The sequence below is a fragment of the Exiguobacterium sp. S22-S28 genome (genome assembly GCF_043359615.1).
GTDB lineage: Bacteria > Bacillota > Bacilli > Exiguobacteriales > Exiguobacteriaceae > Exiguobacterium_A.
Window position 1 is genome coordinate 108,661 of the sequence record NZ_JBHFFC010000026.1, and the last position, 14,421, is coordinate 123,081.

A 14,421-nucleotide genomic window follows, 5' to 3' on the forward strand; every position below is an offset into this window, starting at 1 on the left:
GGAATGTATATGTCATCATCATCGACTCGTTTGAGTCAAACCGACTGGCTGTTGATCGCAACGTTATCCATGTTGACCTTTGTCCTGGGAACAAGCGAATTCGTCATCGTCGGTATTTTATCCGAAATCGCAGACGGTCTGAACATTACGATCGCGAAAGCCGGGACGCTTGTCTCTGCCTTTGCCATCGCCTTTGCCATCGGGACACCGATTACAATGTCCTTGACTGGACATCTCGAACGGCGCAAATTAATGCTTGGCTTGATTTTCGTCTGGATTTTGCTGAATGTTTGCAGCGGTATCGCACCGAACTATGAAGTCTTATTGCTGACCCGGATCGTGACGGCTGTTTTGACGGGCGTCTTGATTTCGCTTGCGATGGTTGTCGCCAGTGACAGTGTCCCGATTGCGAAACGCGGGGTCGCCGTGTCGTTCATCTTCGGCGGTTTTACCCTTGCGAATGTCTTCGGTGTTCCAATCGGTACTTTCATCGGTCAGCATGCCGGGTACGCTGCCACATTTTGGCTGACGAGCAGTCTTGGCGTCATTGCGTTACTCGGTGTCTTCAAAGTCGTTCCGATCCAGAAATCATCAGCGACCAGCTCGATTCGCGATCAACTTCGCCTACTCGCCAATCCGCGGATCATGATCGCCTTTTTCATCCCGTCATTTGGATTCGGTGCGACGTACGTCGTCTATACGTACCTCGTTCCGGTTTTGGAGCTGGAATTGAAATTGCCGTCGACGTGGATCAGTCCAATTTTACTCGCGTACGGAGTTGTCTCGATTTTCAGTAACATCTTAGCCGGGAAAATCGCCAGCCGGAACCCAATCGGTCGTCTCCGCTTCGTCTTCATCGTTCAGGCGATCGTACTCGCCGCCCTGTATGTGACGACGGCGTCCGTTTCGCTCGGTCTGATCAATATTGCCTTAATGTCCTTGATGTCGATTTTATTGACGACATCAACACAAATTTATTTGATCGACCTGGCAGAGAAGTTTAACCCGGAAGCAAAAGGACTGGCCGCGTCCTTGATGCCGGTCGCAAGCAATGTCGGGATTGCCTTCGGTTCTGCTTTAGGTGGACTCGTCTATGCGAACGGTCCGATCATGAATATCGCGCTTGTTGGCGGTGCCGTCGCCTTACTCGCAGCTGCTTTGACCGCTGTCAGTCACCGGCTTGATCAGCGGACGTAACCGCAAAAAAGACTCCTGTTCCAGTTGTGTTCTCAAAATGAGGCACGCGGAACGGGAGTCTTTTCTTCTTCAAGGACGTACAGACTTGAAGCCGATGTTCCCTCAGACCGAACCTTACAAGAATGTTAGGTGAACGTATCCAATTTGTTGCTTATTTTGTCATTTCGTATGGTACGGTAAGAACAGCTTATCCATCCCAACTACTTAAAGGAGTTTTGATTATGAAATCGTATTACGCTCTTCCATTAACCGCTTTGTTGCTGACAGCGACGGTCAGTCCGGTCACAACATCTGCAGCGACACCAACAAAAGTTGAAACGAAAAAACCGTTGTCGGAAAAAGCACTCGCGAAAAAGAAAGCAGCGATCGCTAAACTGGCGACATCATTAATCGGGACGCCGTATAAAGAAGGCGGCACGACAACAAAAGGGTTTGATGCTTCGGGCTTCACGCAATATGTTTATCAAAAGAGTGGTCTGACACTCGAGCGGACGATTGCGAAACAAGCCGCAATGCCGCTCAAAACCGTCACACTCAAAAAAGCAATGCCGGGCGACTTGTTATTCGTCCAAGCAAAAAAAGCAAAGACACCGAACTTCGTCGGGATCTATACCGGCAAAAACAAGTTCGTTGCCGTAACGACGAAAAAGGTCGAATCACAAGACCTGACGTGGAGTTACTACACGAAACAAGATATCCTCATCAAATCGTATCAGTGAAACAAAGAGTCATCCGGAACTCATGCGAGTTCCGGATGACTCTTTGTTGAACATTGAGATACTTATGACTGCCAATCAATTAAAAACAAGTGAATTTAACGTCGGTTCTGTTCGTTTGAGTTTGTCTTTGATGTTTCCTTCATACATTACACGTTCTGATAACGCATTGATGACAAGGACATTGAAAACACCTTTACCAGTTCGGTTCGCCGTATAAATCAGATCATCTTTCAGTTCGGTATACTCACCTAATCCAGACTCATCTTTTATTAACGGGATACTTATCTTATGTTTTGTCGATTTCTTTGATGCTAGATCGTAAACAGTCCAGTTTAATTTTTGGGGTTCACGTTCAAGCATGATCAGTTTCGTTCCATCCGTACTTAGTTCAGTTTCTCCATTACCGAACGATTTAAATCCCTTTAAACGCTGAGATTTTTTGCCGTCACTAAGGTACAGTGTCTGCTTTTCATCGCCTGAATCTTCAACGATTTCCGTCGTATAATAAACAATTGTCTCATTGTGGATACCTAGAAGACTTATCTCACCTTTCGTAGTAACGGGTAAAGTGATTTTTTGAATCGTATCGTTTTTCAAATCAATTTTGTATAATAACGTTTCTGAATCGTTTTGAATGTCTTGTGCAAGAACGTATAAATTGTTCCCAATCCGTCTATCTGGATTGAGTTGGGTTTCACCTAACTTCCGAGCTTCAGCAGGTGCTGGAAATATTTTTTTAACGACACGTTGTTCTCCCTTCTTCCAGTACTGCAATTCCCATTTATTATTGTCCTTTGTACCCATCGCATACGTCGTGCCTTGCTGATCGAACGTAAGCACGTAATCGGAACGGATGAAGCGCCGGAAGTCCGCTGGTGCCCCATTCTCATTATATGGACCTTCAAACATGCCACTAATCCAATTATCTTTCGTTTTTTCGACTCGACCGTCCAGTCCAACGTTGTAATCGATCTTTTTTAATCCTTCATCATAAAGCTCTGCTTGAACAGACCGGACAGCTAGTTGTTTCGGATCGCCTTTGACTGTCTCAACGGTAAAGTCCGATTCATCAATCGAACGAATGAACAAAGTGTATATTCCTATCGTCAAGAAACTGACGACAGCCAGGATAAGTAAAAATTTAAATTTTCGCATGACGTCCTCCTCAGACCGAAATTTTCCATTTTAATAAACGCAGGCTTCTCCAAATCGTATAAGCAAAATACAGCACAAAAATCGCCACCATGATTGCTGATATTTCTTGTGACAAAAAGAAATCCAGCTTTTCAATCACATACATACCTCCGACCGTAATGATAAAAAAAGCGACGACTTCAAGAACGATGAACAATAGTCCTTTCACTTTACGGTAAGACCGTTCCAGTAGAACGAGCATAAACAGGAAACTTACAATAAAAAGCGATAAAATCACAAATATTAGCATATCTATCACATTCATTGTATACAGCTGTTTTAATTCAATCGGGACATTAAAAGATGACGTACGATAATCATCTTTAATCAACCAGTTAAATACGGCATAACTGAGTTGGATGACAACCCATTGCACCCCTATGAAACTGATAATGACAAGTGCTAATGATGTAAATTTCGCAAAAAATATTTTTGCACGGCTACCTGGTAATAGCAATAAACGATATATGTACTTAGACTCACCAAGCCAGTCACGGTACCAGATTTGAACAGCATACAAAATAACGAGGACGACCCCGATCAAAACGATATAGCTGAAATACGAACTGGCCTGTTCAAACGATAACTTTCCAAATGAACGCAGGGCTTCTGATTCAGTCACTTTCGCGTTACTCATATAGTTTCGAACCTGTCGTTCTTGGTAGATGACCCGTCCAACGATGGTCAGGATTTCAATACTCGCCATTGCCAAAATGACCGAGACAATCATTTTCCAGCTTCGTTTTAACTCTTCATTCGTTAACATCAGATATTGTTTCATCGTTGATAGACCTCCCGCATCCGGTCCTGGACCGATTTTCCGTATACTTCGCGCATCTCTTCCGTATCGTGTTCATCAATGATACGACCGTCCTGTAAAAAGACGACCCGATCAATCAAATGTTCGATTTCAATGATTTCATGTGTCGTCATCAAAATGCCGCGTCCTTCCATGTAATGACTCGAAAAGATCCAGGCAATCTGTTCCTTCGTAAATAAATCAATTCCGGCAAATGGTTCGTCGAGCAACAGGTACGGACGGTCGAGTGCAAAACCAAGCACTAAACTGAACTTCGCCTGATTCCCTTTCGACAGTTCCAAGATTTTATCAGTCGTCAATAATTTGAACAACCCCATCAATTCTTCGGCGACTTTCGGATTCCAGTCCGGATAATAATCACTCATATACGTCAACGCATCGCCAATCGTCATATAACCGGGCATCGTCTGCAAATCCGGAACAAAGGCGATTTTTTCGCGTGAGACTTCTCCGTCGACCAACACTGTTCCAGCATCGACCGGGACAAGACCCATAATCGCTTTTAAGATTGTCGATTTTCCTTCGCCGTTTAAACCGATCAAACAGGTGATACTGTCCGGACGTACTGAAAAGGAAACACCTTCAAGGATCGGTTTCTTCCGACCGTATCGTTTTTTTAAGCCATGGACTTCAAGCATCGACCTTCCTCCGTTCCGTTGATTGATATACCGTCTCGACTTTCGTGACGACTTCGCCTAGTGGAATCTGAATCGCATGGACCGCCTCGATGAATTGCGCGACTGCTTCGTCGAGCATCTCCGTCCGGACTTTTTTGACAATTTCTTGATCCATCGTGATCTTACTCGGTACGTTTCGTTCTGTCGTAATCAATTGCTGGTCCTCCATTTCTTTGTACGCTTTTTGTGCTGTATTCGGATTAATTCCGAGTTGCGCAGCGATTTCCCGGCGCGATGGAATTTCCTGCCCGCATTTGAGTTCTTCCGTCGCGATTTGTTCCTTGAACCATCGGACGACCTGAAGATACACCGGGCTTCTTTGGTCAAATTGCATCGTGGTCTTGACCTCCCTTTCCCGTTCATTGTATTAAAACAGTAATACACTTTCTTTCTGTATCATACGCGTAGTACAGTTGACTGTCAATCCATTTCCAAAAAAAATACCGCTCTCCGAAGGGAGGCGGTATGAGTAATCTTATTTTTGGAATTCTAAAATGGTTTGTTGGACGGGAATACCTGACATCGGAACCGTTCGCTCAACGAACACATACCGTTTCCCGTTTACTAAAAAGCGGCGGTTGCCTAAATATTCGACAAGTTTTCCGTCTTGTTTGAGTTTATGTTCAATCGCTTTGACGTGTTCATCCAATGTGTAAAACCGATCATCGAATGTCATTGTGATGTTTTTGTTTCGATATCCGAGTAAGTAACTGTAGAAAAACCAAAATCCCGCCCCTAGTGCCAAAAATGCTAATAGAAAGTCCATGAGTAATTCCCCCTTTTGATATCTTATTTTACGTTCAAGATAATGTAAGGGTTCCCAAATTATTTGAAAATTATCAAAAATCATTGGAATAAAAAAGCTGACTCTGAACGATGTCCAGAATCAGCCTGTCTTGTTTAGTAGGGTGTTGGATCTTCTTGTGGTGTATCCGGAATTTCCGTTGGTTCCGGGAACGTGTCCGGCTCCGGTTGACGGATTGGATCTTCCTGCGGCGCCTCCGGAATTTCTGACGGAGGTGTCGTCGGAATCTCGTCCGGTTGTTGATTCGGTTCGTGTTCTGGGACTTCATTCGGATTTTTCTTCATGATTATTTCCCCCTTATGATGTGATGTAGTCGCCGCCGTTGATATGAATCGTTTGACCGGTGACGTAACTTGAGTCGCGTGACGCCAGGTAGACGTATGCCGGTGCGTTTTCAGACGGTTGCCCGCGGCGTTTCATCGGTGTGTCTTCCCCGTGTGCTTCCACCTTTTCTTTTGTGAACGTTGCCGGGATGAGCGGCGTCCAAATCGGACCCGGTGCGACGGCATTGACGCGAATCCCTTTTTCAATCAAGTTTGACGCCAGCGAACGCGTCAAAGTCGTGATTGCCCCTTTGGTTGCCGAGTAATCAATCAGTGATGGTGCCCCGCGATACGCCGTGACGGACGATGTATTGATAATTGAATCTTCCTTGTTCAAATGCGGTAACGCAGCCTGCGTCAGATAGAACATCGAAAAGAGATTCGTTTCGAACGTCTCTTTTAACTGATTCGGTGTGATCGCCAAAAAGTCGTCTTGCGGGAACTGTTTTCCGGCATTGTTGACCAGAATATTCAATTGACCAAACTCTTGAATGACCTGATCAATGATCGGTTGAGCATTCTCCGGTTGACTGACATCTTTCGCAAACGCCAACGCCTTGACACCATACCCTTCGATCAATTGTTTCGTTTTTTCTGCATCTCGTCCCTCATTTAAGTACACGATGGCGACGTTTGCGCCCTCTTTGGCATAGGCAATCGCGACGGCACGCCCAATGCCACTGTCTCCGCCGGTTATCAACGCCACTTTACCTTTCAACTTACCTGATCCCACATATTCCGGGTCGTCGTACACCGGTTCAGGATTCATTTCGGATTCGATTCCCGGTTGCTGATCCTGTGTTTGTCCCCGTGCTTGTTGATGCATCTGCTCTAATTCTTCCTCGCGCATATGACCCAACCCCTTTTCACTATTTAATGACTACCTTCATTAACATTCCCTTGCTATATATCAATAAACGTCGTCAGTAAAAAAAATCATTTTATTAAAGTCTTTGTTGAACCTTCAAGTTATTTTTATCGCTGCAGAAGAATTAATAGGTTTAATCTAAGCCTTCAAAGCAAACGACTGATGGTCGGATGCAGAGCACCATATCATCTCGGAAATCAAAAAAAGAGCCGGCGCATACTGTAGCGCCAGCTCTTCTGCCTATTAGGATGTCTTCTCCTTATTCCGGAATAACCGATCCCACTTCCCTGCTTCAAGCATCGTCTGCAACTGAACAGGATAGAGGGTGACCGTCGATAACTCTTCAAGCGGAATAAACCGATACATTAATTCTTGTCCTTCCACCCCAAAAAATTCTTCGGTCGTGACCGTCATGTCCTCCAACACGGTGACTTCATAATAAAAGCCGACTTCATGGAAAGAAACTTCATCGTATGTAAAAAAGTTTTCGTGAACCGATAGAAAACGGCTGACCTCTGCCGCAAGACCCAACTCTTCTTTGATTTCGCGGATGACCGCCGCTTCCCCGGGCTCCATCAAACGAATCCGTCCACCCGGCAATGCCCAAAAATCATCCCGGACATTTCGATGAATCAACAAATGCCCGTCCTTAATGATCACAGCAGCTGCACGGTGGTTAAATCGCTGGTTCTCCACTCTGAAATTGATATCCATCGTTTTTCACTCCTTCTTTTTTTGCTATCGACCCATACTTTTTCACATTTTCCCATATTCGTGAATATTTCAAAAAACACGGTTTTTGTTACAAACGAATAGGTTGGTATGCCTGCGTTTCAGAATTATCCTAAACAATAGATTACAATATAACTTATTTAAGTATAATTCAGAAATCAAACTGAAATGTTATTTTCAAAACACCCGATGCTATACTCGGTTTATTCAATTCACCACTACAACGCAGTATTCATATACAGCCTACACATATACGTCATATCCAACAGACAGACCGTGAACTGTCATCCCCTTTCATCAACCGTCACTTTTTTCAACATCAGGAGGAATTACAACATGAAACGTATTTTGACAACAGTAACAATGAGCGCACTCGTCGTTTCAGGATTTGCTAGCACGGGTACAGGTAAAGTTGAAGCCGCTAGCTCTTCTTCTTATAAAGTAAAGATCATGGCAGACGGCTTACGTGTCCGGACAGGTCCATCGACTAAGTATAGAATTGTCGCTGGTGTCAACGCTGGACAAACTTTTAAGTATCAAGGAAAAACAGGCAACTGGACGAAAATTTCATACGGTGGTAAAAAGCGGTATGTCTATTCTGGTTATGTTAAACGATACAGCACAAGTAAAAAAGCGACCGCTAAAAAAGCTTCGTTCTCAACAGGCTTTCTGCGTCCGACAAACGGACCGGTCACCCAAGGATACGGAAGTGCGAGCGGCCGCTACGGATATACGTTCCATAACGGCATCGATATCGCAGCAGCGACAGGGACAACGGTCCGTGCGACTGCTTCCGGAAAGGTCATTCAGTCCGGTTATCAAGGCGCATACGGCAACTATGTCATGATGACACATAAAGTGAACGGTCTTACGTACACAAGTGTTTATGCGCATCTCAGCAGTCGCTCGGTCTACGCCGGTCAATCGATTGCAAAAGGAACAAAAATCGGAAACGTCGGCAGCACCGGAAATTCAACGGGTTCACACCTTCACTTTGAACTTCACCGTGGTGGTTACGTCTACAGTGGCTCTTCGGCTGCAAACAGCATCAACCCGCTTAACGTCTTATAAGTAAAAAAACGTCTTTTCATTAGCATACCCCACAGTAGGAAAACAGATGAAATAATCAATCTGTCTTTCTGCTGATGGGGTATTTTTTGACAAAAGTCCCCCTTCCATTGTGCGATTTTTACCATATATGAAACATTTTTATGGCTCATCACCATAAGGTGTAGTTGACACATAAAATCCATCGGATTTTGAATCGAACATAGAAAAAAAGCGAAAACCCCGGTATCGTAATTGTTGTCTAGACAAACCACGATTGGAGTTTTCGCCTTGTCCCAAAAGTTTATCAAATTACTGCTTCCACTTCCAGCCCTTTTTCAAATCCAGATGTCGTCAGATGAAGAACCGCACGTATTTCCTGTCATTCCGGATACACATGACATCCCTTGTCCGCTATGCGAAAAGAAGACCATCCTGCATTCAAAAAAGCGTCGTCGTTTTCGACACGGTCATGCATGGGGAGTCGGTACCTTGTGGATGAAGCTGGATGTCCCACGTCAAAGATGCCTCTCTTGTGACTTAACGTTCGTGTATGATTACGGACTCGGACTCGTCCGTACTTCTACCGAAGTGTTCCGAAAAGGCATCACAGAACGGTGTCACGGACGGACGATTTCAGATGTCGCACGTGAATATGAACTCCCTTATACGACCGTAGAACGTTGGTTTTATCAGTACGCTTCAGCTGAGATAAAGAAGCATACGAAGCACATCCTCGTCGATGAGTTTGCCACAAGAAAAGGGCATCACTACGCGACAATCGTTCTTGATGCAAAAAATGGGCGTCTTCTGTCTGTCGTCCCGGGTCGGGACGTGGCGTCGATCACGGCTGCGCTTCAAGGTGTACTGGGAGATGTTCGTTCGGTCGTCAGCGATTTTGCACCTGCGATGGCGAAGGCAGTCACTTCTGTCTTTCCGGATGCAACGCATGTGCTGGATCGTTTTCATCTCATCCAGTTCTTCACGGATGCTCTTCGCCGACGGCGTCGTTTTTTGAACGAGGCAAGACGCCATCATCATGTTCGTGTGATTGATCGTGCCCTCGCTTGTCGTCCGGAAGTATTGGCTCTTGAAGACCGAGAGGTCGCCCGTTCTTGTCTTCTGGAAGACTCCTTTACTCGGAATCTCTACCAAGGGCTTCAACATATCCGATATGTGTTGAAAGCAACGTGCGACATGCAGGCCAACCGAAGACTGACGGACTGGCTAGAGCGTTTTCAATTCCATCCGTGCGGACCTCTTGCGAAAATCGCGAAAGCGATCAGTGGTCGTAAAGAAGCGATGCGTCAAACCATTGTGTCGGCGCTCTCAAACGGGAAAATGGAAGGAACGAACAATAAGATTAAGCTCATCAAACGTCGTGCTTATGGTTACCGAAACCTCGAGCGATTCTTTTTGAGATTGCGTCTTGAGCTTGGTCGTTAAAATAGCAACCACGTGTTATGGTGATGAACCATTTTTATCAAAATTAGACGAGAATACTCCCACTTCTAAACGTTCAGGGCGAAGCCCTAGTGCAAGTGGGAGATGAATCGTCTTCAGGCAAGGCGTATCTTGCGACACGTCAATTGTCCGACACTCTTGGTTTGAAAACAATTAAAATCAGGAATAAAAAAAGAGTCATGTTCTTTGAAAACTGAAGATATGGGGTTGTGACAGGAAGTTCGTCTGTCACGTAAAATCTTCAACGTTCACCTTGCGGATGACCGAAGTAGCGAAAACCAAGCAGAGTAGGCATCCGTATAAAAGAAACGGACAAGATCAACGTTCAACCGTCGGGACGACGGGGTTAGCCTGATAAATTTTTGACCGCTAGGTTGAATAACTCAGGAATCCTCCACCTCTTAGCGAAGCGTAGGTGGAGGTAGTTCAATACAGTGACACCTATTTTTAGGATGAAAGATCTATTTTAACCCTTACAAAACATGTAAAACAGGTCAAGTAAATTTTTTTCGTTGTATTTCATACAACTGCTGTCACAATCGCTCTTGCTGCGACCTGTCCACCGTAGATGGATCGTGCGAACGGACCCACCGTTAAATCGGCAAGACTTCCTGTCGCATAGAGTCCTTCCCCCCACTCAAACGTTTCCTCATTCAGGACGGGCGTTCCACAAGGGGATAACGGCAAGTCAAACTGTCGTTGGACGCTTTCGAGCCAGGAACCTTGAATCGTCAACGGTCGGATTCCGGTCGCACACACGATCGTCGTCCCTTTCAGATCCGATCCGTCCGTCAGCATCACACCACCCGTCGTCTGTTGCTTGACCTCACCGATTTGATGAATGACGTGACCGCTTCGAATGAGATGGCGCATCCGCTGGATCAATTCCTGTGGTGCGGTCCCTGGTTTCCGTTCAGCTGCAATCAGCTGTCTCCGTTCACGCAGTGACAGCGATTTGAATGGGGTCAGTCCTTTAGGTCCCATGAATTTCCGATCCGCATCAAAGGCACTTTGCTCCAGCGAACGTTTCGTAATCAACGTTACTTGTCCCGGAAACTTTTTGGCACAACGGATTGTATAATGAATGGCGCTGATTCCTCCCCCGATGACAAGAACAGGTGGTGTTTCTTCACGTTCTTCAAAGACATGTTGTGTAGCATCCGCCCAGTCTGGGAGATGAAGACGTTCCGACTGCCCTAAAGCCAAGACGACCCGGTTCGCTCGAAAGATCCGGCTTGATGTCTTGATCTGCCAGCACTCTCCTGATTTGCTTAACCCTGATACGTCCGCTTGAAACCAGCTCTCATCAGCCCCATTTTGTTTTGCCAACTTTATCGCATGGTCGTTGAACAGTTCCAGTGAAGGACGACCATATGTATCTTTAAAGGCTTGAGACGTATACTCTTGTTCATCGGCAAATCGGCGCAAGCTCGTTGGATTTGTCGATGTATGATGTACACGTGTCGAACGCAGATAAGGCATCTCAATTCGTGCCGTCTGTCGTTGCCAGTTCGCTAACGGCGTCGCATGTCGATCGATGATGGCGATGTTTTTTTGTTTGACGCCACGTTCAAGTAAAGCATGGAATACGGTCATCCCGTGGACTCCTCCACCGATGATAAGCCATTCGTATGGTTGGTTCATCTCTAAATCCTCCGTTACAGTTATTAAATCGTAATCATTACGTTTTAATAACTGTAACGATTTTTGCTCAACAATTCAACCCCTCCTCGCCGGTAAAATGCTTAAACTGCGACAACCATCACGACAGGATTACCCTGATTTATTTTTGATCGTGAAGTTGAATCACTTAGGACTCCTCCCTCTCTAATCGTAGCCTAGAAGAGAAAATTCAAGTATGATAATACAAAAGAAGTTTAAATTGTGTGAATTTTATAATTATAGTAGGAGGTGTCTTGTTGAACAACATAAATCTTGATTTTTTACTCAGTATTGAAGACTACGAATTGGAATTGGATACGATGTCATTGAAAGGAAATGACCATTACGCGATCGATTTATACTTTTATGGAGCTGACGATGTGTCAAAGTTAATCATAGGTGATCCTTCGCGAGACTATTTTTTAATGCGCTTCGAAAAGTATGCTGTGTTTATGGGAACTCTTCAAGAGCATGGAATCCTTGATGACGGACTCAGAAATCCCTATCCGGTCGTGAAGCTAAAAGATTCGATATTTGGTGAGTTTGCCGAGAAATATATGAAAACAAAAGAAATCTACACCGAACGTGGTGAACTAAATTTATTTGTCATCAGGACGTTTGAACAGGAGTTTTACATTCTCTCGTACAGTGATCCGATCGTCATAAACAATATCGCGAAAAGCGAGTAGAAGAATTATGAAAAGTGATGATTACTCACCTCTTTTGTGCTTGCTGCTACACTTTCATCTTCTTTACAAAGAATTTCATTTCAGGTAACTCAAAAAAAAGCCATCCATATAAAAAATGATGACTTCAAATCGAAGATAAAAAACGAGTATTCTTTAAAATATTCATTTGAACAGATTACAATTGATCAAATACCATGTTCTTTTTTAAATGCTTGCTAATGTTAGATTTTACGCCTTGTTTTAACATTGAATCAAACATTTCTTCAATTAATCCACTTGTTTCTACATCCAATATCTTTTTAAAAGTATTCATAACCTCTATGTAATTCAATTCTCCGTTCTCATCAAGAATCGATTCTGCTTCTAATTCCTTTATCACTCTAATATGTCTGTCTGTTGTTTTCCCCTTTATTACTTCAGAAAGTACTATAAGAAATAAATTAATCGACGATCTTTGTGTTGAAGTGATTCCTGATGTCACTAAAAAATTATAATAAGGAAATTCATCGTTTGTTACTTTACAAATACTTAAAAGTCTAACCTGCTCTTTTAAAGTGTTCAATTGTTCTTCCAATACTTCTATTTTCCCCATGATAATAACTCCTTGTGAATGAGATAAAAGGCATACCATTTATGCAAAACGAAATTTCTAAAGTAAGTATTTTCCATACACAGTATACCATTTTTGATTTCTAATCTACCTAACAAACAAGAAGAGTTGCTGAAGCTGATTATTATGTTTTTTAGTAGTTACGCAACACGCCATTAACTAATTTATCGAGTCTTCATATTTATTGTTGCCGTAAAACGTTGCTTCAATCTGCTTTCATGGGCTCCTCCTTCTTTTCACGACCATCTCTAGCTCTATTGTACAAAGTTTTACATTCCTCAGATATGTGCCAGAATACAGTGAACGAGAAAAATAAGTACAAAAATGGCCGATGAACCTATTAAAAGGATCATCGGCCATTTGATTGATATCGGACGGAAACATATATCCCCTCGACTCCTGTGGAAAGGAAGGGCAATTGCTGATTTCAAAGCTACTCCTGAATCAGACCGGACCGTTTTAAGATTTAGCCCGTTTCGCTTGATAAGCTTTGGAATAACGGTCCGCCGCAATGATTGCGTCCGCTACTTCATCAGCAGTGACATCAAATCCGCTATGGATCGTCTCCCCGTCTGCCGTCGCCGCCTGTCCGACTTTGAGGATGTCTTCGCGTGACGCATCTTTTAATTTAACGTCTTCAAGTGTGACCGGCAGACCAAGATCCATATAAAACGCAATATACCGCTCAATCTCTTCTTGCGGATGTTCTTCGAGGGCCAGTTGGACAAGTGTCCCGAACGCAACCTTTTCACCGTGCGTCAAGTGGTGGATGTCCCCGTCGAGTGCCGTGAAGCCGTTATGGATGGCGTGCGCTGCCGCAAGCCCCCCGCTCTCAAAACCAAGACCGCTGAGCAAGGTGTTCGCTTCGACGACGGCTTCGAGGGCCGGCGTGACGACTTTCGCCTGAACCGACTCGTAGGCGAGGCGTCCGTGCTCAAACAAGACCTCTTCACACCGTTTCGCGATGGCTTCCGCCGCAATCGTCGGGCGTCCCCCGGCCATCGTCGATCCGCCAAAAGCAATGACGCTCCGCACTTCGACCCATGTCGCCAGTGCGTCGGCGATGCCCGAGGCAAAGAAGCGTGCCGGTGCTTCCGAGATCAACTTCGTGTCGACCAGGACAAGATCCGGATTTTTGTTGTAGAATCGATAACTCTCAAAAATTCCTTCATCGGAATAAATGACCGATAAGGCACTGGTCGGTGCATCGGTCGACGCGATGGTCGGGACGATGACGACCGGCAGATGGAGTTCGTCGGAAACGGCTTTCGCTGTATCAAGCGTTTTCCCGCCGCCTACACCCATGACGAACTTAACACCGACGTCTTTCGCTTGCGTCGCAATCCGTTCGACCTCATGCTTTGAGGCTTCTCCGCTGAAATCTGCTTTTTCGATTTTGATTCCTTCGTTTGAAAATGAAGCTTGGACACGTTCCTCGACGATTCCCCAGACGACATCATCCGCGATGACGAGGGCCACGTCACCGATCGGGCTCACGTATGTACCGAGCCGATCAATGACATTTTTTCCTTGGACGTACTTTGCCGGACTAATGAAAACACGTTCTGACATGTTCAACATCCTTTCTTTTTCAACGAGACCATCAACAATGAC

The 14,421-nt window shown here is 44.7% G+C and carries 16 protein-coding genes; 5 read left to right on the top strand and 11 right to left on the bottom strand.

What is annotated here, in order from left to right; all coding sequences use genetic code 11:
• The first annotated feature begins 3 nt into the window (after positions 1-3).
• Both ACHA8N_RS07205 and ACHA8N_RS07210 read left to right on the top strand, forming a co-directional pair.
• Positions 4-1,197: an MFS transporter gene (locus ACHA8N_RS07205; RefSeq protein ID WP_393965278.1), complete on the top strand. Its 1,194-nt coding sequence runs from the start codon at positions 4-6 to the stop codon at positions 1,195-1,197.
• 221 nt (positions 1,198-1,418) lie between these two features.
• Positions 1,419-1,916 carry a C40 family peptidase gene (locus ACHA8N_RS07210; RefSeq protein ID WP_393965279.1) on the top strand — a complete coding sequence of 166 codons (498 nt, stop codon included), beginning with the start codon at positions 1,419-1,421 and terminating at the stop codon, positions 1,914-1,916.
• A 75-nt stretch (positions 1,917-1,991) separates the two neighbouring features.
• Here ACHA8N_RS07210 and ACHA8N_RS07215 read toward each other — a convergent pair whose 3' ends face one another.
• The 8 genes from ACHA8N_RS07215 to ACHA8N_RS07250 form a co-directional block, all read right to left on the bottom strand.
• Complete coding sequence (locus ACHA8N_RS07215; protein WP_393965280.1) at positions 1,992-3,071, bottom strand: hypothetical protein; 1,080 nt, start codon at positions 3,069-3,071, stop codon at positions 1,992-1,994.
• Positions 3,072-3,081: 10 nt separating this feature from the next.
• A complete protein-coding gene (locus tag ACHA8N_RS07220) occupies positions 3,082-3,891 on the bottom strand; it encodes a hypothetical protein (RefSeq protein WP_393965281.1) in 810 nt (269 codons plus the stop codon).
• Positions 3,888-4,568 (bottom strand): ATP-binding cassette domain-containing protein, encoded by a 681-nt coding sequence (locus ACHA8N_RS07225; protein WP_393965282.1) that lies wholly within the window; start codon positions 4,566-4,568, stop codon positions 3,888-3,890. The genes ACHA8N_RS07220 and ACHA8N_RS07225 overlap by 4 nt, the downstream gene beginning before the upstream one ends.
• Complete coding sequence (locus ACHA8N_RS07230) at positions 4,561-4,941, bottom strand: GntR family transcriptional regulator (protein ID WP_147511416.1); 381 nt, start codon at positions 4,939-4,941, stop codon at positions 4,561-4,563. Before ACHA8N_RS07230 ends, ACHA8N_RS07225 begins: the two co-directional genes overlap by 8 nt.
• Positions 4,942-5,082: 141 nt before the next feature.
• Positions 5,083-5,373 (bottom strand): hypothetical protein, encoded by a 291-nt coding sequence (locus ACHA8N_RS07235; RefSeq protein WP_147511417.1) that lies wholly within the window; start codon positions 5,371-5,373, stop codon positions 5,083-5,085.
• 134 nt (positions 5,374-5,507) lie between these two features.
• Entirely contained in the window at positions 5,508-5,696 is a 189-nt protein-coding gene (locus ACHA8N_RS07240; protein ID WP_393965283.1) for a hypothetical protein, read from the bottom strand.
• A 13-nt stretch (positions 5,697-5,709) separates the two neighbouring features.
• Complete coding sequence (locus ACHA8N_RS07245) at positions 5,710-6,585, bottom strand: SDR family oxidoreductase (RefSeq protein WP_393965284.1); 876 nt, start codon at positions 6,583-6,585, stop codon at positions 5,710-5,712.
• Between the two features lie 261 nt (positions 6,586-6,846).
• Entirely contained in the window at positions 6,847-7,317 is a 471-nt protein-coding gene (locus ACHA8N_RS07250) for an NUDIX hydrolase (protein ID WP_393965285.1), read from the bottom strand.
• Positions 7,318-7,671: 354 nt separating this feature from the next.
• On the opposite strand from ACHA8N_RS07250, the gene ACHA8N_RS07255 reads away from it, so the two are divergent.
• Together ACHA8N_RS07255 and ACHA8N_RS07260 are read left to right on the top strand one after the other, a co-directional pair.
• On the top strand, positions 7,672-8,406 hold the full coding sequence (locus ACHA8N_RS07255; RefSeq protein WP_393965286.1) for a peptidoglycan DD-metalloendopeptidase family protein: 735 nt from the start codon (positions 7,672-7,674) through the stop codon (positions 8,404-8,406).
• A gap of 234 nt (positions 8,407-8,640) precedes the next feature.
• The gene (locus ACHA8N_RS07260; protein WP_393965287.1) at positions 8,641-9,828 is read left to right on the top strand and encodes an ISL3 family transposase; all 1,188 of its coding nucleotides are present in this window, start codon (positions 8,641-8,643) and stop codon (positions 9,826-9,828) included.
• 537 nt (positions 9,829-10,365) lie between these two features.
• On the opposite strand, the gene ACHA8N_RS07265 is transcribed toward ACHA8N_RS07260, so the two are convergent.
• Complete coding sequence (locus ACHA8N_RS07265; RefSeq protein ID WP_393965288.1) at positions 10,366-11,490, bottom strand: FAD/NAD(P)-binding protein; 1,125 nt, start codon at positions 11,488-11,490, stop codon at positions 10,366-10,368.
• A gap of 275 nt (positions 11,491-11,765) precedes the next feature.
• Between ACHA8N_RS07265 and ACHA8N_RS07270 the strand changes: the two genes are divergently transcribed.
• Entirely contained in the window at positions 11,766-12,197 is a 432-nt protein-coding gene (locus ACHA8N_RS07270; RefSeq protein WP_393965289.1) for a hypothetical protein, read from the top strand.
• Positions 12,198-12,372: 175 nt separating this feature from the next.
• Here ACHA8N_RS07270 and ACHA8N_RS07275 read toward each other — a convergent pair whose 3' ends face one another.
• Together ACHA8N_RS07275 and ACHA8N_RS07280 are read right to left on the bottom strand one after the other, a co-directional pair.
• Positions 12,373-12,789 carry a hypothetical protein gene (locus ACHA8N_RS07275; protein ID WP_393965290.1) on the bottom strand — a complete coding sequence of 139 codons (417 nt, stop codon included), beginning with the start codon at positions 12,787-12,789 and terminating at the stop codon, positions 12,373-12,375.
• A 477-nt stretch (positions 12,790-13,266) separates the two neighbouring features.
• Positions 13,267-14,379, bottom strand: coding sequence for a glycerol dehydrogenase (locus tag ACHA8N_RS07280; protein WP_028106580.1), 1,113 nt, complete (start codon positions 14,377-14,379; stop codon positions 13,267-13,269).
• Between the last annotated feature and the right edge of the window lie 42 nt (positions 14,380-14,421).

Coding starts and splice junctions, on each gene's coding strand:
- ACHA8N_RS07205 (WP_393965278.1), top strand. CDS start 4: ATGTATATGTCATCATCATCGACTCGTTTGAGTCAAACCGACTGGCTG.
- ACHA8N_RS07210 (WP_393965279.1), top strand. CDS start 1,419: ATGAAATCGTATTACGCTCTTCCATTAACCGCTTTGTTGCTGACAGCG.
- ACHA8N_RS07215 (WP_393965280.1), bottom strand. CDS start 3,071: ATGCGAAAATTTAAATTTTTACTTATCCTGGCTGTCGTCAGTTTCTTG.
- ACHA8N_RS07220 (WP_393965281.1), bottom strand. CDS start 3,891: ATGAAACAATATCTGATGTTAACGAATGAAGAGTTAAAACGAAGCTGG.
- ACHA8N_RS07225 (WP_393965282.1), bottom strand. CDS start 4,568: ATGCTTGAAGTCCATGGCTTAAAAAAACGATACGGTCGGAAGAAACCG.
- ACHA8N_RS07230 (WP_147511416.1), bottom strand. CDS start 4,941: ATGCAATTTGACCAAAGAAGCCCGGTGTATCTTCAGGTCGTCCGATGG.
- ACHA8N_RS07235 (WP_147511417.1), bottom strand. CDS start 5,373: ATGGACTTTCTATTAGCATTTTTGGCACTAGGGGCGGGATTTTGGTTT.
- ACHA8N_RS07240 (WP_393965283.1), bottom strand. CDS start 5,696: ATGAAGAAAAATCCGAATGAAGTCCCAGAACACGAACCGAATCAACAA.
- ACHA8N_RS07245 (WP_393965284.1), bottom strand. CDS start 6,585: ATGCGCGAGGAAGAATTAGAGCAGATGCATCAACAAGCACGGGGACAA.
- ACHA8N_RS07250 (WP_393965285.1), bottom strand. CDS start 7,317: ATGGATATCAATTTCAGAGTGGAGAACCAGCGATTTAACCACCGTGCA.
- ACHA8N_RS07255 (WP_393965286.1), top strand. CDS start 7,672: ATGAAACGTATTTTGACAACAGTAACAATGAGCGCACTCGTCGTTTCA.
- ACHA8N_RS07265 (WP_393965288.1), bottom strand. CDS start 11,490: ATGAACCAACCATACGAATGGCTTATCATCGGTGGAGGAGTCCACGGG.
- ACHA8N_RS07275 (WP_393965290.1), bottom strand. CDS start 12,789: ATGGGGAAAATAGAAGTATTGGAAGAACAATTGAACACTTTAAAAGAG.
- ACHA8N_RS07280 (WP_028106580.1), bottom strand. CDS start 14,379: ATGTCAGAACGTGTTTTCATTAGTCCGGCAAAGTACGTCCAAGGAAAA.